The sequence below is a fragment of the Leclercia sp. M-A074-M genome (genome assembly GCF_965195605.1).
Taxonomy (GTDB): Bacteria; Pseudomonadota; Gammaproteobacteria; order Enterobacterales; family Enterobacteriaceae; genus Enterobacter.
This window is the reverse complement of sequence record NZ_CBDAHM010000002.1, coordinates 443223-463300: the sequence shown is the minus strand read 5'-3', so window position 1 is coordinate 463300 and position 20078 is coordinate 443223. Positions and strand designations below refer to the sequence as shown.

At 56.1% G+C, this 20078-nt stretch carries 20 protein-coding genes and 1 pseudogene; 9 read left to right on the top strand and 12 right to left on the bottom strand.

All coding sequences use genetic code 11. The features are described from left to right. The first annotated feature begins 2 nt into the window (after positions 1-2). From ACOKCT_RS05900 to ACOKCT_RS05885, 4 genes are read left to right on the top strand one after another with little or no spacing between them, the layout of a single operon-like run. Entirely contained in the window at positions 3-431 is a 429-nt protein-coding gene (locus tag ACOKCT_RS05900; protein WP_420193267.1) for a PTS sugar transporter subunit IIA, read from the top strand. A 10-nt stretch (positions 432-441) separates the two neighbouring features. Continuing rightward, positions 442-936, top strand: coding sequence for a PTS system mannose/fructose/N-acetylgalactosamine-transporter subunit IIB (locus tag ACOKCT_RS05895; protein WP_420193266.1), 495 nt, complete (start codon positions 442-444; stop codon positions 934-936). A 10-nt stretch (positions 937-946) separates the two neighbouring features. Next, on the top strand, positions 947-1744 hold the full coding sequence (locus tag ACOKCT_RS05890; RefSeq protein ID WP_103178221.1) for a PTS mannose/fructose/sorbose/N-acetylgalactosamine transporter subunit IIC: 798 nt from the start codon (positions 947-949) through the stop codon (positions 1742-1744). Then, a complete protein-coding gene (locus ACOKCT_RS05885) occupies positions 1744-2562 on the top strand; it encodes a PTS system mannose/fructose/sorbose family transporter subunit IID (protein ID WP_103178220.1) in 819 nt (272 codons plus the stop codon). Before ACOKCT_RS05890 ends, ACOKCT_RS05885 begins: the two co-directional genes overlap by 1 nt. 28 nt (positions 2563-2590) lie before the next feature. Here the strand turns inward: ACOKCT_RS05885 and ACOKCT_RS05880 are convergent, their stop codons facing one another. After that, positions 2591-3361: a glucose-6-phosphate isomerase family protein gene (locus ACOKCT_RS05880; protein WP_103178219.1), complete on the bottom strand. Its 771-nt coding sequence runs from the start codon at positions 3359-3361 to the stop codon at positions 2591-2593. A 203-nt stretch (positions 3362-3564) separates the two neighbouring features. Continuing rightward, on the bottom strand, positions 3565-4206 hold the full coding sequence (locus ACOKCT_RS05875; RefSeq protein ID WP_159340001.1) for an alanyl-tRNA editing protein: 642 nt from the start codon (positions 4204-4206) through the stop codon (positions 3565-3567). Between the two features lie 92 nt (positions 4207-4298). Between ACOKCT_RS05875 and ACOKCT_RS05870 the strand changes: the two genes are divergently transcribed. Then, complete coding sequence (locus tag ACOKCT_RS05870) at positions 4299-5201, top strand: LysR family transcriptional regulator (RefSeq protein ID WP_156653899.1); 903 nt, start codon at positions 4299-4301, stop codon at positions 5199-5201. 19 nt (positions 5202-5220) lie between these two features. On the opposite strand, the gene ispH is transcribed toward ACOKCT_RS05870, so the two are convergent. The 6 genes and pseudogenes from ispH to ACOKCT_RS05840 all read right to left on the bottom strand — a co-directional run bounded on the left by ispH (position 5221) and on the right by ACOKCT_RS05840 (position 11179). Then, complete coding sequence (gene ispH, locus ACOKCT_RS05865; RefSeq protein WP_028015471.1) at positions 5221-6171, bottom strand: 4-hydroxy-3-methylbut-2-enyl diphosphate reductase; 951 nt, start codon at positions 6169-6171, stop codon at positions 5221-5223. A 1-nt stretch (position 6172) separates the two neighbouring features. Next, a complete protein-coding gene (gene fkpB, locus ACOKCT_RS05860) occupies positions 6173-6622 on the bottom strand; it encodes an FKBP-type peptidyl-prolyl cis-trans isomerase (protein WP_103178216.1) in 450 nt (149 codons plus the stop codon). Positions 6623-6715: 93 nt separating this feature from the next. Next, the gene (lspA, locus tag ACOKCT_RS05855) at positions 6716-7216 is read right to left on the bottom strand and encodes a signal peptidase II (RefSeq protein ID WP_420193265.1); all 501 of its coding nucleotides are present in this window, start codon (positions 7214-7216) and stop codon (positions 6716-6718) included. Further along, entirely contained in the window at positions 7216-10032 is a 2817-nt protein-coding gene (gene ileS / locus ACOKCT_RS05850) for an isoleucine--tRNA ligase (protein WP_420193264.1), read from the bottom strand. Before ileS ends, lspA begins: the two co-directional genes overlap by 1 nt. 33 nt (positions 10033-10065) lie before the next feature. Beyond that, positions 10066-11004, bottom strand: a complete 939-nt coding sequence (gene ribF, locus ACOKCT_RS05845) for a bifunctional riboflavin kinase/FAD synthetase (RefSeq protein ID WP_103823205.1) — start codon at positions 11002-11004, stop codon at positions 10066-10068. Between the two features lie 7 nt (positions 11005-11011). Then, positions 11012-11179: pseudogene (locus tag ACOKCT_RS05840) on the bottom strand (DUF2575 domain-containing protein). Positions 11180-11333: 154 nt separating this feature from the next. On the opposite strand from ACOKCT_RS05840, the gene rpsT reads away from it, so the two are divergent. Beyond that, positions 11334-11597, top strand: coding sequence for a 30S ribosomal protein S20 (gene rpsT, locus ACOKCT_RS05835; RefSeq protein WP_008502037.1), 264 nt, complete (start codon positions 11334-11336; stop codon positions 11595-11597). A 59-nt stretch (positions 11598-11656) separates the two neighbouring features. Here rpsT and nhaR read toward each other — a convergent pair whose 3' ends face one another. The 4 genes from nhaR to dnaK form a co-directional block, all read right to left on the bottom strand. After that, on the bottom strand, positions 11657-12556 hold the full coding sequence (gene nhaR, locus ACOKCT_RS05830) for a transcriptional activator NhaR (protein ID WP_103178211.1): 900 nt from the start codon (positions 12554-12556) through the stop codon (positions 11657-11659). A gap of 59 nt (positions 12557-12615) precedes the next feature. Continuing rightward, the gene (gene nhaA / locus ACOKCT_RS05825) at positions 12616-13791 is read right to left on the bottom strand and encodes a Na+/H+ antiporter NhaA (RefSeq protein WP_159340004.1); all 1176 of its coding nucleotides are present in this window, start codon (positions 13789-13791) and stop codon (positions 12616-12618) included. A 172-nt stretch (positions 13792-13963) separates the two neighbouring features. Next, positions 13964-15097, bottom strand: coding sequence for a molecular chaperone DnaJ (gene dnaJ / locus ACOKCT_RS05820; protein ID WP_103178209.1), 1134 nt, complete (start codon positions 15095-15097; stop codon positions 13964-13966). Positions 15098-15183: 86 nt separating this feature from the next. Beyond that, positions 15184-17103 carry a molecular chaperone DnaK gene (gene dnaK, locus ACOKCT_RS05815; RefSeq protein WP_103178208.1) on the bottom strand — a complete coding sequence of 640 codons (1920 nt, stop codon included), beginning with the start codon at positions 17101-17103 and terminating at the stop codon, positions 15184-15186. Between the two features lie 296 nt (positions 17104-17399). Between dnaK and satP the strand changes: the two genes are divergently transcribed. The 3 genes from satP (at position 17400) to ACOKCT_RS05800 (ending at position 20065) form a co-directional block, all read left to right on the top strand. Beyond that, a complete protein-coding gene (gene satP, locus ACOKCT_RS05810; protein WP_103178207.1) occupies positions 17400-17969 on the top strand; it encodes an acetate uptake transporter in 570 nt (189 codons plus the stop codon). A gap of 249 nt (positions 17970-18218) precedes the next feature. Next, entirely contained in the window at positions 18219-19292 is a 1074-nt protein-coding gene (locus ACOKCT_RS05805) for a FecCD family ABC transporter permease (protein WP_103178206.1), read from the top strand. Next, positions 19289-20065 (top strand): ABC transporter ATP-binding protein, encoded by a 777-nt coding sequence (locus ACOKCT_RS05800; protein ID WP_420193263.1) that lies wholly within the window; start codon positions 19289-19291, stop codon positions 20063-20065. The genes ACOKCT_RS05805 and ACOKCT_RS05800 overlap by 4 nt, the downstream gene beginning before the upstream one ends. The last annotated feature ends 13 nt before the right edge of the window (positions 20066-20078 follow it).

Below are 20078 nucleotides of genomic sequence, written 5' to 3'. Positions count from 1 at the left end.
GCATGATTCAGTTTATCGTTGCCACACACGGCCCCCTGGCCGCCGCGCTGCTGGAAAGCGGGGAGATGGTGTATGGCGAACTGCCAAATCTACGCGCCGTATGCCTCACCGGAGAGAGAGGCATTGAAGGATTTCGCCATGATTTCACTACCGCTCTGGCGCAGGCCAGCGAGGGGGCCAGCGGCATTTTGGTGCTGTGCGATATGCAGAGCGGCACGCCCTGGAACGTGGCCTGCGAAGCCGCATTTACCCCCTTAACCCAGCCGCCCATCGCCGTGGTAGCGGGGGTGAATTTCCCGATGCTGCTGCAAACCGATGAGGTCACTGAGCTGGACGATGTGCAACACGCCGCCGCACAGCTTCTTGAACTGACTTTCCCCACGCTCATCCAGGCCAGGACCGTGGTGACCGAACAGACAGACGATTTTTAAGGAGAGAGCTATGACGATTTCTTTCGTACGCATTGATGACAGGGTAATCCACGGCCAGCTGGTCACACGCTGGGCAAAAGAGCTGCCCTGCGACGGCATCGTCGCCATTGACGATGCCGTCGCGGCCGACCCACTGCTCTCGTCGGTCATGAAAGGGGCGGTATCCGATACCAAAGTGTGGCTATTTGATACCGCTACGGCCATTGAGAAGCTGCCGAAGGTCATTGCCAGCGAGAAATGCTATTTCGTGATCGGCAAATCGCCGGTCACGCTGCAGCGCATTGAACAGGCGGGCATTAGCCTGAAAAACAGCAACGGGAAAATTAATGTCGGGCCAATGAGCGCCCGCGCCAACACCACGACCATCGGGCCTAACCAGTCCGTCAGCGCTGAGGAGGCCGCAGCCTTTGAGTGGCTTGCCGAACGGGGCCATGTGATTGAGTTTCGCCTGGTGCCGGATGCCAGCTTCTTTAGCTGGCAGGACGCTAAACAAAAAATAAAATAAGGAGCCAGAAATGATTGTCGAAGCATCATTAATCGGCCTGTTTTGCTATCTCGGGGCGCTCAGCAGTCCCTGGCTGTTCGGCCTGACAGGCGGCTGGTATCTCATCTCCAGGCCGTTGATTTCGGGCATGCTGGTAGGGCTTATCCTTGGCGACGTAAAAACCGGTATCATGATTGGCGTGGCGGTTCAGGCTGTCTATATCGCCATGGTCACCCCGGGCGGCTCGATGCCAGCGGATTTAAACTTCGTCGCCTGGCCTGCGATAGCCCTTGGCATTCTCTCCGGTAAAGGTCCCGAAGTCGCCGTTGCCCTGGCGGCCACCATTGGCATCGCCGGCACCATCCTCTTTAACGCCATGATGGTCCTGAATTCGTACTGGAACCACCGGGCGGATGTTGCGCTGGAACGCGGCGACGAACGGGGACTCTTTCTCAACAGCGCGATCTGGCCGCAGGCGATGAACTTTGTACTGCGCTTTGTTCCGGCCTTCATCGCGGTCTATTTTGGTGCCCAGTACATCAGCAGCTTTATGGATAGCCTGCCACAAATCGTGCTCTCCACGATGAACGTGCTGGGCGGCATCCTGCCTGCCGTGGGCATCGCCATTCTGTTAAAGCAGATCATCAAAAGCTATACCATGCTCATCTACTTCCTGGTCGGTTTCGTCTGCATTGTCTTTCTGAAGCTGAACATGGTGGCGCTGGTGATTGTCGGCGCGCTGCTGGCGCTGATCCATTACAACTACAAGCCGGAGGCACCGCAACCCGTTGCCGCAAGACCGACGCACGACGACGAGGATGAATTCTGATGGAAGAACGTAAACTCACCCGTAAGGATCTGCGCCGCTGCTGGCGGGCATGGATGATGCATAACCTGTCGTCGATGAGCTTTGAACGCCTGGAATCCTTCGGCTTTTGCCTGAGCATGCTGCCGGTGGCAAAAAAGCTCTATCCGGACGCAACGCAGCGCACCGAAATGCTGCGCCGTCATGCCTCGTTCTACAACACAGAACCGCAGATTGGCGCGATAGTTAACGGCATGGTGCTGGGCCTGGAAGAGAAAAAAGCCAACGGTGAACCCATTGACGGCGACACCATCAATACCCTGAAGGTGGGCCTGATGGGGCCGATCGCCGGCATCGGCGACTCAATGATCCCCGGCATGCTGATCCCCATTCTGCTGAGTATCGGAATGGCGCTGGCGGCGGGGGGGAATATTCTCGGGCCGCTTTTTTATGCTATCGCCTGGCTGGCGATCGTGCTCCCTGGCTCCTGGTTCCTGTTTCTTAAGGGCTACCGGATGGGTTCCGGCTCGGTGGAGATGCTGGTAAGCAGCAAATCCGCACGCCTGCGTGAGGCGCTCTCGCTGCTAGGGGTTTTCGTCATGGGCGGCGTGGCGGCAAGCTACGTGAAGCTGGGCACCGGGCTGGAGTTCATCACTAAAGATGGGGTGAATATCCACGTTCAGCAGATGCTCGATGGGATCTTCCCGCAGTTGCTGCCGCTGGCGGTCGTGCTCGGCACCTGGTATCTGATGGCAAAAAAAGGGGTCTCGCCGGTGAAAGCCATGCTGCTACTGCTGGTGCTGGCCGCGCTTGGCGTGGCATCCGGTCTGTTTGCCGGTTAAACGAGCCGGGGCGATGCCCCGGCTTACGTTACGGATGGAAGTTGCGCCATAGCTCCGCCGTTTTATCCGGGCGGGAGATAAACTGAAAGCGGGCGGGATCGTCAATAAACTGCTGGTAGACAGGCGCATCGGTGATGCCAAACTCGCTGTAGCAGCGCGGCGTAATCATCTGCAGCCTGCCTGCCATATAATGCTTATTATGTTGCCAGACGATATGCCTCCCCTGCACCAGCGGATACCAGGCGAGCCCCCTGCGGGCGCGAATGGCCTCATACTCAAAGCCATATTCTCTGTCGCACCAGGCGCCAAAGGTTAAGGGCTCCTCCGGCGAGGCGGAAATAGTGGCATGGCCCCACCCCGGCGGCACCAGTACCTTTTCACCCGGCCCCGCCAGCACCGCAAAGCAGCGGCCGGGATCGTCATCAACATACTCTTGCATGTAGACGATCGCTTTCCCCTGCCAGATCTCATACAGTTCGGGCGGTGACCATCCACTGTGTTGGCTGATACGGTGAACATGCCCCTGGCTACGCACCGGCTCATCGCCGAGCGTACCCGCGGCATAGGTGACCACGCCAAACAGCAGTTTCCGCTTTTCCAGCTCCTCTCTGTCTGCAAGCCTCGCCACGTCCATCGCGATGGCATACACCTGCTCTGGCCCTTCGCAGTCCGGATTGCGCAGCGACGGACGGATCTGATCCAGCGTTCGGATCTCCGGCATCGGGCCAGTGACGTCGCCTCCGTAGCTAAAACCCAATGGACGGTGTGTAATGGTCATATCCAGCCCAACGTTAAGCATGGCTGACCTCCCATCCCTGTGGGTGAAGTTCAGCGGCAAATACGCGAAGCGCATAACCGCCGGCCGATGCCACCTGGGGTGGCGGGGTAATATCAGGATTCATGTTTATCTCCGGCCCGAGGAGAACAACACAACAAGCTTACCAGATTAACCTGTCCCCCTCCCGCGAAGCCTTCCGCTCTGTCGGGTTAATCACGCTCCAGTTACGCCTGCTCGTGAAGGGCATAAGTGACGACCAACTGCCCTTTTTTTATTTTCATCCCCAGGATCTCCATCTCACCTATTTCCGCCAGCTGGCTAACATGCGTTCCGCCACAGGCATAAGCAGGAAGATCGCCAAAGCGAACCTGGCGTCTGCCCGCTTCCATTGCTGTATGACGGGGCAGATTGTCCGCTTTCCAGCCGTTAATAAGAACTGTCAGCGCGCTAGCATCAGGCATTGCGCTATTAAGGTCCCGGGCCGTAAAGGTAATCCGTCCTTCACCGGGCCAGTGGTGGGCTTTTACCGGTTCCCAACCACATCGCTCGCCGGCATAACCGATCAAATGGCCTGCGCTGTGCCAGCGGGAATGTCGCACCCGCGCACTTTTATCCACCTGAATGTCCACCTCACCAGGCATAAGCGGCCGGGCCAGAATGTGAATGACCTGCTCTCCACGCAGGTTCACGCTCTCCACCGCGATCCCAGCGATGAAGCCCCGATCTGCTGGTTGTCCGCCACCCTGCGGATGGAAAAGGGTTTGATCCAGCTCGACGGCGTAACGGCCATCCGCCTCTTCAGTGCAACGGATGACTTTCGCGCGGCCTTCCGTCGCTTCACTGATGTAATAAAGTCGTTCTGTCATGGTTGTTCTCCTCTGTACCCTGACAGTATATTCATCACTTAAGCATCGATAATCTGGCTTTCAAACAATGCACTCTTGCCTGGTATGCACAAATGAAACCTGCACTGCTTCCCGATCTCGCGACCTTCGTTACCATTGTCGAACATGGCAATTTTTCAACCGTAGCCCGTATTACGGGCGCGACCCCCTCAGCGATCAGCCGCTGTGTTTCACGCCTGGAGAAGGAGATGGGGTGTAAGTTACTGAACCGTACCACGCGCAAGCTGGCGCTTACCGAAACCGGAAAATCAGTTTATGAACATGCCCTGGATATGCTGGACGCGGCCCAACAGGCAATGGATTCCGGCAGTAGTCTGCAAACCATTGCGCAGGGAAAGCTCACGATAAGCGTACCGAAAGCCGTGGGACGGTTCGTGATCCATCCGCTGATGCCAGCATTCCTGGCGCGCTATCCGCAAATAGATGTCTGCCTGCGCCTGGAAGATCGCTACATGGATCTGATCGATGACGGTGTCGATCTGGCATTACGGATCACCGATACCCCTTCGCCAGGCCTGTACGGAAAACCGCTGATGCCGGTAACCCATATTATTTGCGCGACGCCAGAATACCTTCGTCGCGCAGGCACGCCTCAGCATCCGCACGACCTCCGGGGGCATAGTTGTATTTCGCTCGGTGAAACCCCGGCCGATTCACGCTGGAAATTTACCTCGCAGGGAAAAACGGAGATGGTACAGACACACGGCCGCTACGCGGCTAACCACACGGGCGTGCGGCTGGATGCGGTCAAACACCATGTAGGTATCGGGAGTTTACCGCTGTTTACGGCGCGTGAGGCGCTTGAAAAAGGGGAAATAGTACAGGTTCTGCCGGAGTGGACGTTTATCAGCAGCTATTCGGGCGATTTATGGCTGCTCTGGACGCGTAACAAGCATATGCCAGCCAGAATGCGAGCCATGATCAACTATCTGAATGAAAAAATGCCAGTCACCTGATGACTGGCATTTTTAAACCTTATTCTACTTCGCGGGCGTCGATTCGCAGCTCTTTCGGGACTTCGAAGACGATGTTCTCTTCGCGCCCTTCCAGCGGAACGGCTTCACCCCCACCCAACTCCTGAAGGCGAGCAATCACATTCTGCACCAGAATATCCGGCGCGGAAGCCCCGGCGGTGACACCGACACAGGCCGCGTTTTTAACCCACGCTTCCTGGATGTCCGTCGCGTCGTCGATCAGGAACGCCGCCTTGCCCATTCGCTGCGCCAGTTCGGCCAGACGGTTGGAGTTAGAAGAGTTTTTCGAGCCGACTACCAGCACCACATCCGCCTGTTCAGCCAGGGCACGCACCGCTTCCTGACGGTTAGTGGTTGCATAGCAGATATCATCTTTACGCGGCCCGACGATTTTCGGGAAGCGCTGGCGCAGGGCGTCAATCACATCCGACGTATCATCAACCGAAAGCGTGGTCTGCGTCATAAACGACAGACGGGCTTCGTTTTTCACGTTCAGCGTCAGGACATCTTCTGGGGACTCAACCAGATACATCCCTCCTTCCGGGTTGCTGTACTGGCCCATGGTACCTTCGACTTCCGGATGACCGGCGTGGCCAATCAGGATCGACTCTTCACCACGACGGCTGGCGCGGGCCACTTCCATATGCACTTTCGTCACCAGCGGACAGGTAGCGTCGAATACGGTCAGATCGCGGCTTTTGGCTTCGTTACGCACGGCCTGGGAAACGCCATGAGCAGAGAAGATCAGAATAGCGCCGTCCGGCACTTCGCTGATTTGCTCGATAAAGATCGCCCCACGCTCGCGCAGACTGTCGACCACGTAGCGGTTGTGTACCACTTCATGGCGCACGTAAATCGGCGCGCCGTAGATCTCCAGCGCGTTTTCAACAATGCTGATAGCGCGGTCTACACCGGCGCAGAAGCCGCGCGGGTTAGCCAACAGGATCTGCATTTCAGGCCTCCAGTGCCGGATCGATTTCCAGCACTTCTACATCAAAATGAACGGTACGCCCGGCAAGCGGATGGTTGAAGTCAACGGTAATCGAGTCGCCGTTGATTTCACGGATCACACCTGGCATTTCGCTGCCATCCATAGCGGTAAAGAGCATAATCGCCCCGATCTCAGGCTCTCCTGCATCCATAAATTCACGACGCGAGAAGTACTGGATCAGGTCCGGGGACGGCACGCCAAACGCTGCATCCGGCTCCAGTGAAAAGCTTTTTTTATCCCCCTCTTTCAGCCCCAGCAGCTGTTGCTCAAGACCTTCAGACAGAGAGGTATCACCCAGACGGAACAGCGCCGGTTTGCCGTTATTGCGGGTGGACTCCGCCGTGGAGCCATCATCGAGTTTCAGCGTGAAATGAACCAGCATCGCGCTGTTGGACTGTACGGATTTAGACATGCAGAGTGCTCACTCATTTTGCCCGGTGGCGCTGCGCTTACCGGGCCTACTCATCGTAGGCCGGTGCAAGCGCAGCGCCGCCCGGCGGGTTTGTTACGCCTGCTCTTTCGCTGCGGGCTTCGGCAAGAAGCCTTCCAGCACAATCAGCGCCGCACCGATACAAATCGCCGTATCGGCCAGATTGAAGGTGGCGAAGTGCCAGTTGCCGACGTAGAAGTCGATCATATCGACCACAAAGCCGTGCCACAGACGGTCGAACAGGTTACCCAGCGCGCCGCCAATGATCAGCGCGTAGGCGATGTTGTTCAGCTTTTGCGTGGCTTTCGAACGGTACATCAGCACAGCCAGTACCACGCAGATACCGAGGGCGATACCGGCAAAGAACCAGCGCTGCCAGCCGCCGCTGTCCGCAAGGAAGCTAAACGCTGCGCCATAGTTACGCGCATAGTGCAGATTAAGCGACGGGAACAGCGGAACCGTATCCCCCAGAGCAAAGTTCTGGAGGATCAGGAACTTGCTGCCCAAATCAATAATCAGCACGACCACCACCAGCCACAGCCAGCGCAGCCCTGTTGAAGAGAGTGATTTACTCATCAGGCAAACTTACGTTTTTCGCCATCACCGGCGACGTTGCTGACACAGCGTCCGCAGATCTCTGCGTGTTCCGCCACCTGACCGACATCGGTCGTGTAGTGCCAGCAGCGCGGGCACTTCTCGCCGTCGGCTTTTGCCAGCGCCACTTTCAGCCCTTTGAGCAGTTCGCTCTGCTGGGCATCAGCGCTCGCATCGGCATAATCCGCAACTTTTGCACCGGAGGTCAACAGGACAAATCGTAATTCATCACCCAGCGCAGTCAGCTTCGCCGCCAGCTCTGGTTCAGCGAACAGGGTTACTGCCGCTTCCAGAGAGCCGCCCACTTTCTTGTCGGTACGCGCCTGCTCGATGACTTTGTTCACTTCGCCGCGCACTTTCAGCAGCTCGTCCCAGAAGGCATCGTTCATGGCTTCGGTTTCGCCCAGACCAAACAGACCTTCATACCACTCGCCGGTGAAGACATACTTCTCACGGTCGCCTGGCAGGTAGCCCCAGATCTCATCTGCGGTGAAGGACATGATCGGCGCCATCCAGCGCACCAGCGCTTCCGCGATGTGGTACAGCGCAGTCTGGCAGCTACGACGCGCCACGCTGTCCGCTTTGGCGGTGTACTGACGGTCTTTGATGATGTCGAGATAGAACGAGCCCATCTCGATGGAGCAGAAGCGCATCAGGCGCTGCACTACTTCGTGGAAGTCGTAGGAGTCGTACGCCTTGACGATATCTTCCTGCGCCGCCTGGGCACAGCCTACCGCCCAGCGATCCAGCACCACCATCTCTTCCGGTTTCACCATATCTTTTGCCGGATCGAAACCATTCAGGTTCGCCAGCAGGAAACGCGCGGTGTTACGGATACGACGATAGCTGTCGGCAGCACGCTTCAGGATCTCGTCAGAAACCGCCATTTCGCCGGTGTAGTCGGTAGATGCCACCCAGAGACGCAGAATATCCGCGCCCAGCTTGTTCATCACGTCCTGCGGAGAAACGGTGTTACCGATAGATTTAGACATCTTGCGGCCCTGACCATCGACGGTGAAACCGTGGGTCAGTACCTGACGGTAAGGCGCTTTGCCCTTCATGGCGGTGGAGATCATCAGGGATGACATGAACCAGCCGCGGTGTTGGTCAGAACCTTCCAGATACATGTCGGCAGCGTGACCGGCAAACTCAGGACGCACGTCAACCACGGAGGCGTGGGTAGATCCGGAGTCGAACCAGACGTCCAGCGTATCCGGCACCTTCTCGTAGCTATCCGCATCTGCGCCCAGGATGTCACGGGAATCGAGATCCCACCACGCCTGAATGCCGTCCACTTCAACGCGCTTAGCCACTTCTTCCATCAGCTCCAGCGTGCGCGGGTGCAGCTCCTGCGTCTCTTTATGCACGAACAGAGACATCGGTACGCCCCAGGTACGCTGACGGGAGATACACCAGTCAGGACGGTTCGCCACCATGGACTCGATACGCGCCTGGCCCCAGTCCGGGATCCACTGCACGCCTTTGATCTCTTTCAATGACTGCGCGCGCAGCCCTTTCTGGTCCATGCTCACGAACCACTGCGGGGTCGCACGGAAGATGATTGGCGTTTTGTGGCGCCAGCAGCATGGATAGCTGTGCTGCATTTTTTCAACGTGCAGCAGCGAGCCGTTGTCGCGCAGCATGTTGACGATGATATCGTTGGCTTTAAAGACGTTAACACCGTCCAGCGTCGGGTATGTGCCAGGCAGGTACGCGCCATCCGGGCCAACCGGGTTAGCGATTTCCAGACCGTACTGCAGGCTGATGTTGTAGTCGTCCGGGCCGTGGCCACCGGCGGTATGTACCGCACCGGTACCCGCTTCCAGGGTAACGTGCTCGCCCAGGATCGCCGGAACATCGAAATCGAGGAACGGATGCTTAAAGCGCATCAGCTCCAGCTCAGCGCCCTTCACGGTGCCGAGTACCTTATAGTCGGTGATATTCGCGCGCTTCAGCACGCTCTCAACCAGATCTTTCGCCAGAATCAGCGCGCGGCCTTCAACCTGCACCAGCGCATATTCGAACTCCGCAGAGAGGGAGATCGCGCGGTTGGCAGGTAGGGTCCACGGCGTGGTGGTCCAGATGACCAGCGAGATTGGGCCGTTGACGCCCGGCAGACCAAATTTGCCCTGCAGCGCATCCTGATCGACGCCTTCAAAGGCTACGTCGATGGACGGAGAGGTTTTGTCGTAATACTCAACCTCTGCCTCTGCCAGCGCAGAGCGGCAGTCCACACACCAGTGCACCGGCTTAGCACCTTTATGCAGGTGGCCGTTGCCGATGATTTTACCCAGCGCACGGATGATGTTGGCTTCGGTTTTGAAGTCCATGGTCAGGTACGGATGCGACCAGTCGCCCAGTACGCCCAGACGGATAAAGTCTTTACGCTGACCATCCACCTGCGTGGCGGCATATTCGCGGCATTTAGCACGGAATTCAGCAGCGGTGAATTTTTCACCCGGCTTGCCAAACTCCTGCTCCACTTTCAGCTCGATCGGCAGACCGTGGCAGTCCCAGCCTGGAACGTAAGGCGAGTCATAGCCCATTAAGCCTTTGGACTTAACGATAATATCTTTCAGAATCTTGTTTACAGAGTGACCAATATGAATGCTGCCATTCGCATAGGGAGGGCCATCATGCAGAATGAAAGTTTTTTTACCTTTTTTGGCTGCACGGATGATGGCGTACAGGTCATCATCGGTCCAACGCGCCAGCATTCCCGGTTCGCGCTTGGCGAGATCGCCGCGCATCGGGAACCCTGTTTCCGGCAAATTCAGGGTTGATTTATAGTCACTCATCAGATTCTCGGTTCCGTATTTATATCTCAGGCATTAAGCCGGGTTCGATAGCCCAAATATTTCGCGGGCTGTTAATTCATCTCTCGCGATTTGCGCTTTCAGCTCATCAAGCGAGGCGAATCGCTGCTCATTGCGTATTTTTTTACGCAGGATTACATCTATATGGCGACCGTAGAGGTCCATTACAACGTCCAGCAAATGCACTTCGAGCTGCTGGCGCACGCCAGCAACTGTCGGACGGGTACCAATATTGGCAACACCCGGTAAAGGCTTATCACCCAGCCCCGTCACTTCTACCGCATAAACCCCTTTAACCGGGGAAACCTGACGGCGCAGCGGTACATTCGCCGTAGGGAAACCAATGGTGCGACCCAGTTCATCGCCGTGCACGACGCGTCCGGAAATGGAGAACGGGCGTCCGAGCAGTTTTGCGGCGGTATCCAGATCGTCATCGGCTAGAGCCTGGCGAACCGCCGTGCTGCTGATGCGCACGCCGCCTTCGCAAAAGGTCTGGGTGCTGGTGACGTCAAAGCCATACTCCAGACCAGCCTTCTGTAATAGCAAGAAATCCCCCTGACGACCAGCGCCAAAGCGGAAATCATCACCCACCGCCAAAAACTGTACCCCGAGGCGATCGACCAGCAGGTCGCCAACAAAATTTTGTGCCGTCAGGGCGGCAAAGCGTCGGTCGAACCGGACGCACAGGACATAGTCCACGCCACACTGCGCCAGATAGCGTAATTTTTCACGCAGACGGGTCAGTCGCGCAGGCGCCTTCTCGCTGGCGAAGAGCTCCAGCGGCTGCGGTTCAAAAATCATTACGACGACCGGCAGACCCCGTGCCCGTCCCTCTTCACGCAATCCCTGCAACAGCACCTGATGCCCACGATGCACGCCGTCGAAATTACCAATAGTCAGCACACACCCGTGCGGGGCCTGACTGAGATTATGTATGCCGCGTATCAGCTTCATGACTGGCTCAAAACAGTGAAAATCGCCAGAGTATACCTTGTACAGCGGTTAAGGTTAACCGGCGATTGTTGCCGCAAAACAGAAAGCTGTAATGATTTCATCATGCTGACCTTTCAGAGCGAAAAAAACTGTCGGCAGATAACGTTTTTTGTGCCGAAAAGCTGTATTCAGACACGACAAGCTGGTAGAATCCTGCGCCATCACTACGTAACGTAGCGTCGCCACATTAACGGCGCTTATTTGCACAAATCCATTGACAAAAGAAGGTATAGAGGGCATATTCCTCGGCCTTTGAATTGTCCACATAGATCATATTTGGGAGTTGGACCTTGGCTAATATCAAATCAGCTAAGAAACGTGCTATCCAGTCTGAAAAGGCTCGTAAGCACAATGCAAGCCGTCGCTCTATGATGCGTACTTTCATCAAGAAAGTATACGCAGCTATCGAAGCTGGCGACAAAGCTGCTGCGCAGAACGCATTTAACGAAATGCAACCAATCGTGGATCGTCAGGCTGCTAAAGGTCTGATCCACAAAAACAAAGCAGCGCGTCATAAGGCTAACCTGACCGCGCAGATCAACAAACTGGCTTAATCGCTATTTGTTGTTGCTTGTTTTAAAAGAACCCGCTTAATGCGGGTTTTTTTATGCCTTCAGAGTACCGGTGGCGTAAACAGCGCAGCGTAATCCTGATTACAGATACGCTGCACCGCCGGATGCTGGATCATCCTTTCGGCAAAAATGGCGTGATACTCTTCCATCACGTTGTCCACCCGGCCTATCTCGGTAATCTTCTCATCCGCATAGAGATCCTGCGCATAGAGCGTCGGGGCGACAAAAATGGCGTTATGCGCTTCCCCGAACGCTTTCATCAATGCGGCATCGTCAAACTCACCCAGAATTTCAACGTTCAGCCCCTGGGAGTTAAACCAGTTCAGCAGCTTGCGTCCCAGCATCGAACGACGCCCGGGAACCAGTAAACGGCGCTCTTCCAGACAGGCGGGGAACGGTTTTTCTGGCGGCGGATTGCTGCACCAGAAGCTGACGCCGCATTCGCCAATCTTCACCGAAAAAAGGCCTTCCTGCTGCGTGGAGTCGATGGGGCAGTCAGAGATAATCATATCCAGCTTATGCTGGCTCAGCTGCTCCAGCAGCATCTCGTGCGTCGATTCAAAACAGCGCAGGTGGATCTGCTCATCCTTCACGACTGCCGCATCCAGCACCCCGCTGACCAGCCGCTTTGACAGCGCATCTGCAATGCCCACATCAAAAAGCAGGTTCGACTCCTTACGGTAATTCACAATATCGAGCATCTCCTGGCTCAGGGTGAACATTTTGTCGGCGTAGCGAAACACCAGTTCACCCAGTTCGCTTGGCTCAATACCGCGCCCCTTACGCTTGAAGAGCTTGCCCTGCAGGCGCTCCTCCAGCGCTTTTATCTGCCCGGTAATCGTCTGCGGCGTCAGGTAGAGCGCCTCTGCAGCGCCGACAACCGACCCCTCTTTGTAGACATGCCAGAAGTAGTAAAGATGGTTGTAGTTAAGATGAGACATATGATCCTCGCTCCCTGATTGTGTTAACGGGAGGGCTGCCTGTCCCTCCCGGAGTCCCGTTACGCCGGATGCGCCTGCGAGGGCAATTTCGTCTTCAGCAACATATAACCTACAAACGCAGCCAACAGCGATCCGGTTAAGATAGCCAGCTTAGCCCAGATGATAAGCTCAGGGGCATTCGCGCCAAACGCCAGTGTTGAGATAAAGATCGACATAGTAAAGCCGATCCCGCACAGCACGCCGACGGCCATGATCTGCCGGCAGGTGGTTCCGTGCGGCAGGGTGGCAAGCTTCAGTTTCAGCGCCATCCAGCAGAAGAGGCCAATCCCCAGCGGCTTACCGATAAACAGCCCGGCGATGATCCCCAGCGGCAGCATCGACATCAATCCATCCAGCGTGACGCCCTCAAGGGAAACACCCGCGTTTGCGAAGGCGAAGAGCGGCAGGATCATAAAGGCGACCCACGGATGCAGCACGTGCTCGAGCTGCTTCGCCGGCGATTCACCCTCTTGCGCCTTCAGCGGCACGAAGAAACCGATAATCACGCCGGCCAGAGTGGCATGCACGCCCGATTTCAGTACAGCCGTCCACAGCACCATACCCACCAGGAGATAGATACCAATACGACGGACATTGCAGATATTGAGCAGCGCCAGTACCGCGATGGCCGCCGCCGCAACCGCCAGCGACAGCACCGACAGCTCGCTGGTATAGAACAGGGCAATAATGACGATTGCGCCCAGGTCATCGATGATCGCCAGGGCCATCAGGAAGATTTTTAACTCCATCGGCACGCGATTACCTAACAGCGCGAGAACGCCCAACGCAAAGGCGATGTCCGTTGCTGCCGGGATCGCCCAGCCATCCCGGGCAATGGGATCCTGATAGTTAAAAGCCAGAAAGATGAGGGCCGGAACCACCATCCCGCCGATGGCGGCAATCACCGGAAACGCCGCGCGCTGACGGCTTGCCAGGGAGCCCTGGACCAGCTCACGCTTGACCTCCAGCCCCACCAGCAGGAAAAAGACCGCCATCAGTGCATCGTTGATCCACAGCAGCATGTTCTTGTTGATTTCCAGCACGCCGACACGTAACTCAACGGGTGTTTCCAGAAAAGCGTGATACAGGCCGCGGGTTGGGCCCAGGTTTGCCAGCAGCATAGCGATGGCTGCAGCCAGCATGAGTATGATGCCTCCAGAGGCCTCATTGCGGAAAAAACGATTCAAAAGTTTCACTATTACTCTCTCTTTTTACGACAATCCTTCGTTAAAACCATCATACGCACGGATATTCATCGGCAAAAGCAGGTTAATGTTAACTATAGACTCAGTTTTTTCGATCTGATTACTTCAGGGATAAAAAAGCCCGGAATCGCTTCCGGGCTTCGGGGACAACGTTAGCTCAGCATTAGCGAGTCAAATCGTCAAAGAATTTTTTCACGCCATCAAAGAAGCTTTTGGAGCGCGGGCTGTTGTTTTCACCTGTTGGGCCACCAAAGCTATCCTGCAATTCTCTCAGCAGTTGCTTCTGTTTTTCGTTCAGGCCAACCGGGGTTTCTACCACCACGCGGCAAAGCAGGTCGCCCTGCGCGCCGCCACGGACGGATTTCACCCCTTTGCCGCGCATACGGAACAGCTTGCCGGTCTGGGTTTCGCCAGGCACTTTCAGGTTTACACGACCGTCCAGCGTTGGCACTTCAATCTCACCGCCCATCGCCGCCATCGCAAAGTTGATCGGCACTTCGCAGTACAGGTTGTTACCTTCACGTTCAAAAATCGCGTGCTGCTTCACCTGTACCTGAACGTACAGATCGCCTGCCGGTGCGCCATGCTCGCCTGCTTCGCCTTCGCCAGAGAGACGAATACGATCGCCGGTATCCACGCCCGCCGGGATTTTAACGGAGAGGGTTTTGGTCTTCTCGACGCGACCGTGACCGTGACATTTGTTGCACGGATCCTTGATCAGCGTACCGCGACCCTGACAGTGCGGACAGCTCTGCTGCACCGCGAAGAAGCCCTGACGCATCTGCACCTGACCGGAGCCATGACAGGTTGGACAGGTCTGCGGCTTGGTGCCCACCTTCGCGCCGCTGCCGTGGCAAACATCACACTCTTCCAGCGTCGGGATGCGGATCTCTTTCGTCACGCCACGGACCGCCTCTTCCAGCGTCAGCTCCATGTTGTAACGCAGGTCTGCACCACGGGCTGCACGCTGGCGACCGCGGCCGCCGCCGAAGATATCGCCGAACACGTCACCAAAGATATCGCTGAAATCTGCGCCGCCGCCGCCAAATCCGCCGCCGCCCATACCGCCCTGTTCAAACGCGGCATGACCGTACTGATCGTAAGCCGCACGTTTCTGCGCATCGGTCAGGACTTCGTAGGCTTCTTTGATCTCTTTAAATTTGGCTTCGGCCTCTTTGTCACCCTGGTTGCGGTCCGGGTGATATTTCATGGCCAGGCGCTTGTACGCCTTTTTGATTTCACGCTCTTCCGCTGTTTTGGAAACGCCTAAAATCTCGTAATAGTCTTGCTTTGCCATCTTGTTTTATCTGCCCCTAACATGCGTGCACGGGCGGAGAGGAAACCTCTTCGCCCGTGCCAGTGTATTACCCGTTCAAAGGGCGATTATTTTTTGTCTTTCACTTCTTCAAACTCTGCGTCGACAACATCGTCATCTTTCGCGTTGTTCGCAGAAGCGTCAGCGCCTGCGCCAGCCTGCTGCTGTGCGTGCTGCTGCTGTGCGATCTCCATCAGCTTCTCGGAAACCTGCGCCAGTGCCTGCATTTTCGCTTCGATATCGGCTTTGTCTTCACCTTTCAGGGAAGTTTCCAGCGCGCTCAGTGCAGACTCGATAGCCGTTTTGTCGTCAGCAGGCAGTTTATCGCCCGCTTCTTCAACCTGCTTACGGGTGCTGTGCAGCAGATGGTCACCCTGGTTGCGGGTCTGAACCAGCTCTTCGAACTTACGGTCAGACTCGGCATTCGCTTCTGCTTCGCGAACCATTTTCTGGATCTCTTCTTCGTTCAGACCAGAAGAGGCCTTGATGGTGATCTTCTGCTCTTTACCGCTGTTTTTGTCCTTCGCGGAAACGTGCAGGATACCGTCAGCATCGATGTCGAAGGTGACTTCGATCTGAGGCATACCGCGCGGCGCCGGGCTGATACCGTCGAGGTTAAACTGGCCCAGATCTTTGTTATCTGCGGCACGTTTACGCTCACCCTGCAGCACATGGATGGTTACCGCAGACTGGTTGTCTTCAGCGGTAGAGAACACCTGGCTGTGCTTGGTCGGGATGGTGGTGTTTTTGGCGATCAGCGGAGTCATCACACCGCCCATGGTTTCGATACCCAGAGACAGCGGGGTAACGTCCAGCAGCAGTACGTCTTTAACATCACCGGTCAGTACGCCGCCCTGAACAGCAGCACCGATAGCAACGGCTTCGTCCGGGTTAACGTCTTTACGCGGCTCTTTACCAAAGAATTCAGCGACTTTCTTCTGAACCATTGGCATACGAGTCTGACCACCTACCAGGATAACGTCCTGGATTTCAGATACGGACAGGCCCGCATCCTGCAGCGCAACTTTCAGCGGCTCGATGGAACGGTTAACCAGGTCTTCTACCAGGCTTTCCAGTTTCGCGCGAGTCACTTTGATGTTCATGTGTTTTGGACCGGTGGCGTCTGCAGTGATGTACGGCAGGTTCACGTCGGTCTGCTGCGCAGAAGAGAGCTCGATTTTCGCTTTTTCTGCGGCTTCTTTCAGGCGCTGCATCGCCAGCGGATCGTTACGCAGGTCAATGCCCTGATCTTTCTTAAATTCGTCAACGAGGTAGTTGATCATACGGCTGTCGAAGTCTTCACCACCCAGGTGGGTATCACCGTTGGTTGCCAGTACTTCGAAGGTTTTTTCGCCGTCAACTTCGTCGATTTCGATAATAGAGATATCGAAAGTACCACCACCAAGGTCGTATACCGCGATGGTGCGGTTGCCAACTTCTTTATCCAGACCGTAAGCCAGTGCCGCTGCGGTTGGTTCGTTGATGATACGTTTGACTTCCAGGCCCGCGATACGGCCCGCGTCTTTGGTCGCCTGACGCTGTGCATCGTTGAAGTAGGCTGGTACGGTGATAACCGCTTCAGTTACCGGCTCACCCAGGTAATCTTCCGCCGTTTTCTTCATTTTTTTCAGCACTTCAGCAGAGATCTGCGGCGGTGCCATTTTCTGGCCTTTAACATCAATCCAGGCGTCGCCGTTTTCAGCGCCGATGATTTTGTAAGGCATGATGGCTTCATCACGCTGAACTTCTTCGTCCTGGAAGCGACGGCCAATCAGGCGCTTAATCGCAAACAGCGTGTTTTGCGGGTTTGTCACTGCCTGACGTTTAGCCGGCTGACCAACCAGAGTTTCACCATCCTGGGTATAGGCAATGATAGAAGGCGTGGTGCGATCGCCCTCGGCATTCTCCAGCACACGTGCAGTTGTGCCGTCCATAATCGCTACACAAGAGTTGGTAGTACCCAGGTCGATACCAATAATTTTACCCATCTAAACGTCTCCACTATAAATTCGGTCAACATGTGGTTGTGTACCTGTAATAAGGGCAAAAGGTGCTTTTTCAACTGCCCAGATTTGAATTTTTTCAGGTCCACACACTGCGGTTGACTACAAGATGGGGTCGCAACGGCATCCATCAAGGGGGACGGATAAAAAATTTTTTAATTTCACCCTGATTAGATCATAGACGGCATCGATGGCGCCCATTATGATGCCGCGCCCCGCCAGGGAGTATTGGCGTGGGAACCACTATTTCACCATATTAATGATGATTTTTTTGAGGACTTATGGGCAACACTAAGTTGGCTAATCCGGCTCCGCTGGGCCTGATGGGTTTTGGCATGACCACCATTCTGCTGAACCTGCATAATATCGGGATGTTCCCGATGGATGGCATTATCCTGGCGATGGGCATTTTTTATGGCGGTATCGCACAGATCTTCGCGGGCCTGCTGGAATATAAGAAAGGCAATACCTTCGGTTTAACCGCATTTACCTCTTACGGTTCATTCTGGCTGACCCTGGTCGCCATTCTGCTGATGCCGAAAATGGGCCTGACCGATGCGGCTAATACGCCGTTCCTGGGTGTCTATCTGGGCCTGTGGGGCGTCTTCACGCTGTTCATGTTCTTCGGCACGCTGGTGGGTAACCGCGCGCTGCAGTTCGTCTTCCTGAGCCTGACCGTGCTGTTCGCCCTGCTGGCAGTGGGTCACCTGGTGGATAACGGCGAAGCCATTATCCACGTGGCGGGCTGGGTTGGCCTGGTCTGCGGTGCCAGCGCCATCTACCTGGCAATGGGTGAAGTCCTGAACGAGCAGTTCGGTCGCACCGTTCTGCCGATTGGTGAAAAACACTGATCCCTTTCGTGCCCGCTCCGCGGGCACGACTCCCCTCTCCGGTTATACCTTCCCCTTCTAATCTGCTTGTTTTTTGCCCGCATCAGAAACGATACGTAAACAGAACGGCAATAATCCTCATATTCAATTGATAAGCATTATCATTGCGAATAGTGTTGCCCGGGCATCCCGGATAATGGATATCAGACGGCCGCCAAAATGGAACGCGCAGGGGATAAATGATTCTTTTGTGTTGCATAGGGTTATCTGATGAACTCCAGCCTTGCCGCTCGCGAGCAAACTGGCGAAGCCATTATCGCGTCGCATTACCGTAAAGTCCTGGTCAGGCGTTTTACTCTGGCAGGCGTACTGCTCTTCTTCATTATCTGCTCCCTGATCCTCGATTTTATCCTCGGCCCGTCGGGCATCTCCGTTTCCACGCTCTGGCACACCTTAATGGATGCCGCTTCTGTCGATGCCGGCACGCGCGTTATCGTCTGGGAACTGCGGCTGCCGTTCGCGCTGATGGCTGTCGCCGTTGGCATGGCCCTGGGGCTTGCCGGGGCAGAGATGCAAACCATCCTGAATAACCCGCTCGCCAGTCCATTTACGCTGGGCGTGTCGTCTGCCGCCTCCTTCGGTGCCGCGCTGGCGATAGTGCTCGGGCTGGGCGTTCCCGGCATTGACGATAAGTGGTTTATTCCGGCAAACGCCTTTATCTTTGCCCTGCTGGCCTGCTTTATTCTGGATGGCATCAGCCGCTGGACCCGCGTGGCCACCTCCGGCGTGGTGTTGTTCGGTATCGCGCTGGTCTTTACCTTTAACGCGCTAATCTCCATCCTGCAGTTTGTCGCCAGCGAAGATACGCTGCAGGGACTGGTATTCTGGACGATGGGCAGCCTGGCAAGAGCCTCATGGGATAAGCTGGCGATCCTGGCCGTAGCCCTGCTGATTATCGTGCCGCTGTCGCTGAAAAATGCATGGAAACTCACGGCGCTGCGTCTGGGCGAAGATCGTGCCGTCAGCTTCGGCATTAACGTAAAAAAGCTGCGTCTGGCGACGCTCTTACGCATCAGTATTATCTCGTCGCTGACGGTCGCCTTTGTCGGGCCAGTGGGTTTTATAGGCCTGGTGGCGCCGCATATCTCCCGCATGATGTTTGGCGAGGATCACCGTTTTTATCTCCCTGGCAGCATGCTGGTTGGCGCCCTGGTGCTTTCGCTGGCCTCCGTTTTTTCCAAGAACATCGTTCCCGGCGTCATTATTCCTGTAGGGATTGTCACCTCGCTGGTGGGCGTGCCGTTCTTCCTGAGCATCATTATTCGCAACCGGGGGAACGTATGACCGACGGCCTTCGCGTCCGGGAACTGCACACCGGCTATCGCAAGACAAAGATCATCAGCGGGCTCACCACGCCCCTGCTCCCCCGCGGCGAGATCACCGCCCTGCTGGGGCCGAACGGCTCCGGTAAATCGACCCTGCTGCGCGCCCTGGCGGACCTGAATCCTGCGCAGGGCGAGTTACGGCTGAATGGCGAGGATCTGATGATGCTGCCCTCGGCAACGCGGGCGCAGAAGGTGGTTTATCTCCCGCAATCCCTGCCTCAGGGTGTGCACCTGCATGCGCTGGAATCGGTGATTGTCGCCCGTCGGGCCAGCGGCAGCGTCGATACGCAAAATGTTGAACAGGAGGCGTACGCCATCCTTGAAAAACTGGGTGTTGCTCATCTGGCGATGCGTTTTCTCAACCGGCTCTCCGGCGGGCAAAAGCAGTTGATTGGCCTCGCTCAGTCCCTGATCCGCCAGCCCGATTTGCTGTTGCTGGACGAGCCCCTGAGTGCCCTCGACCTCAACTATCAGTTCCATGTGATGGATATCGTCGCCCGCGAAACGCGGCTGCGCAACATCGTCACTGTCGTGGTGATTCACGACATCAACATTGCCCTGCGCCACGCTAACTATGCCCTGATGCTGAAAGGCGGTGAACTGATTGCCAGCGGCCTGCCGGGAGAGGTTGTTACCCCTGCTAATCTGGCGACGGTATATGGCGTGGAGGGACGAGTCGAATACTGTTCCCGCAGGCTGCCCCATGTGGTGGTCGACGGATTAACACCCTAAAAGAGATGGAAAA

Excerpts from the sequence above, each read along its gene's own strand:
- ileS (WP_420193264.1), bottom strand. The coding sequence starts at position 10,032 with ATGAGTGACTATAAATCAACCCTGAATTTGCCGGAAACAGGGTTCCCG.
- ACOKCT_RS05800 (WP_420193263.1), top strand. The coding sequence starts at position 19,289 with ATGACCGACGGCCTTCGCGTCCGGGAACTGCACACCGGCTATCGCAAG.
- ACOKCT_RS05885 (WP_103178220.1), top strand. The coding sequence starts at position 1,744 with ATGGAAGAACGTAAACTCACCCGTAAGGATCTGCGCCGCTGCTGGCGG.
- lspA (WP_420193265.1), bottom strand. The coding sequence starts at position 7,216 with ATGAGTAAATCACTCTCTTCAACAGGGCTGCGCTGGCTGTGGCTGGTG.
- ACOKCT_RS05900 (WP_420193267.1), top strand. The coding sequence starts at position 3 with ATGATTCAGTTTATCGTTGCCACACACGGCCCCCTGGCCGCCGCGCTG.
- fkpB (WP_103178216.1), bottom strand. The coding sequence starts at position 6,622 with ATGTCTAAATCCGTACAGTCCAACAGCGCGATGCTGGTTCATTTCACG.
- nhaR (WP_103178211.1), bottom strand. The coding sequence starts at position 12,556 with ATGTCTCATCTTAACTACAACCATCTTTACTACTTCTGGCATGTCTAC.
- ACOKCT_RS05880 (WP_103178219.1), bottom strand. The coding sequence starts at position 3,361 with ATGCTTAACGTTGGGCTGGATATGACCATTACACACCGTCCATTGGGT.
- ispH (WP_028015471.1), bottom strand. The coding sequence starts at position 6,171 with ATGCAGATCCTGTTGGCTAACCCGCGCGGCTTCTGCGCCGGTGTAGAC.
- ACOKCT_RS05895 (WP_420193266.1), top strand. The coding sequence starts at position 442 with ATGACGATTTCTTTCGTACGCATTGATGACAGGGTAATCCACGGCCAG.
- satP (WP_103178207.1), top strand. The coding sequence starts at position 17,400 with ATGGGCAACACTAAGTTGGCTAATCCGGCTCCGCTGGGCCTGATGGGT.
- ACOKCT_RS05875 (WP_159340001.1), bottom strand. The coding sequence starts at position 4,206 with ATGACAGAACGACTTTATTACATCAGTGAAGCGACGGAAGGCCGCGCG.
- dnaK (WP_103178208.1), bottom strand. The coding sequence starts at position 17,103 with ATGGGTAAAATTATTGGTATCGACCTGGGTACTACCAACTCTTGTGTA.
- ACOKCT_RS05870 (WP_156653899.1), top strand. The coding sequence starts at position 4,299 with ATGAAACCTGCACTGCTTCCCGATCTCGCGACCTTCGTTACCATTGTC.
- ACOKCT_RS05805 (WP_103178206.1), top strand. The coding sequence starts at position 18,219 with ATGAACTCCAGCCTTGCCGCTCGCGAGCAAACTGGCGAAGCCATTATC.
- ribF (WP_103823205.1), bottom strand. The coding sequence starts at position 11,004 with ATGAAGCTGATACGCGGCATACATAATCTCAGTCAGGCCCCGCACGGG.
- dnaJ (WP_103178209.1), bottom strand. The coding sequence starts at position 15,097 with ATGGCAAAGCAAGACTATTACGAGATTTTAGGCGTTTCCAAAACAGCG.
- ACOKCT_RS05890 (WP_103178221.1), top strand. The coding sequence starts at position 947 with ATGATTGTCGAAGCATCATTAATCGGCCTGTTTTGCTATCTCGGGGCG.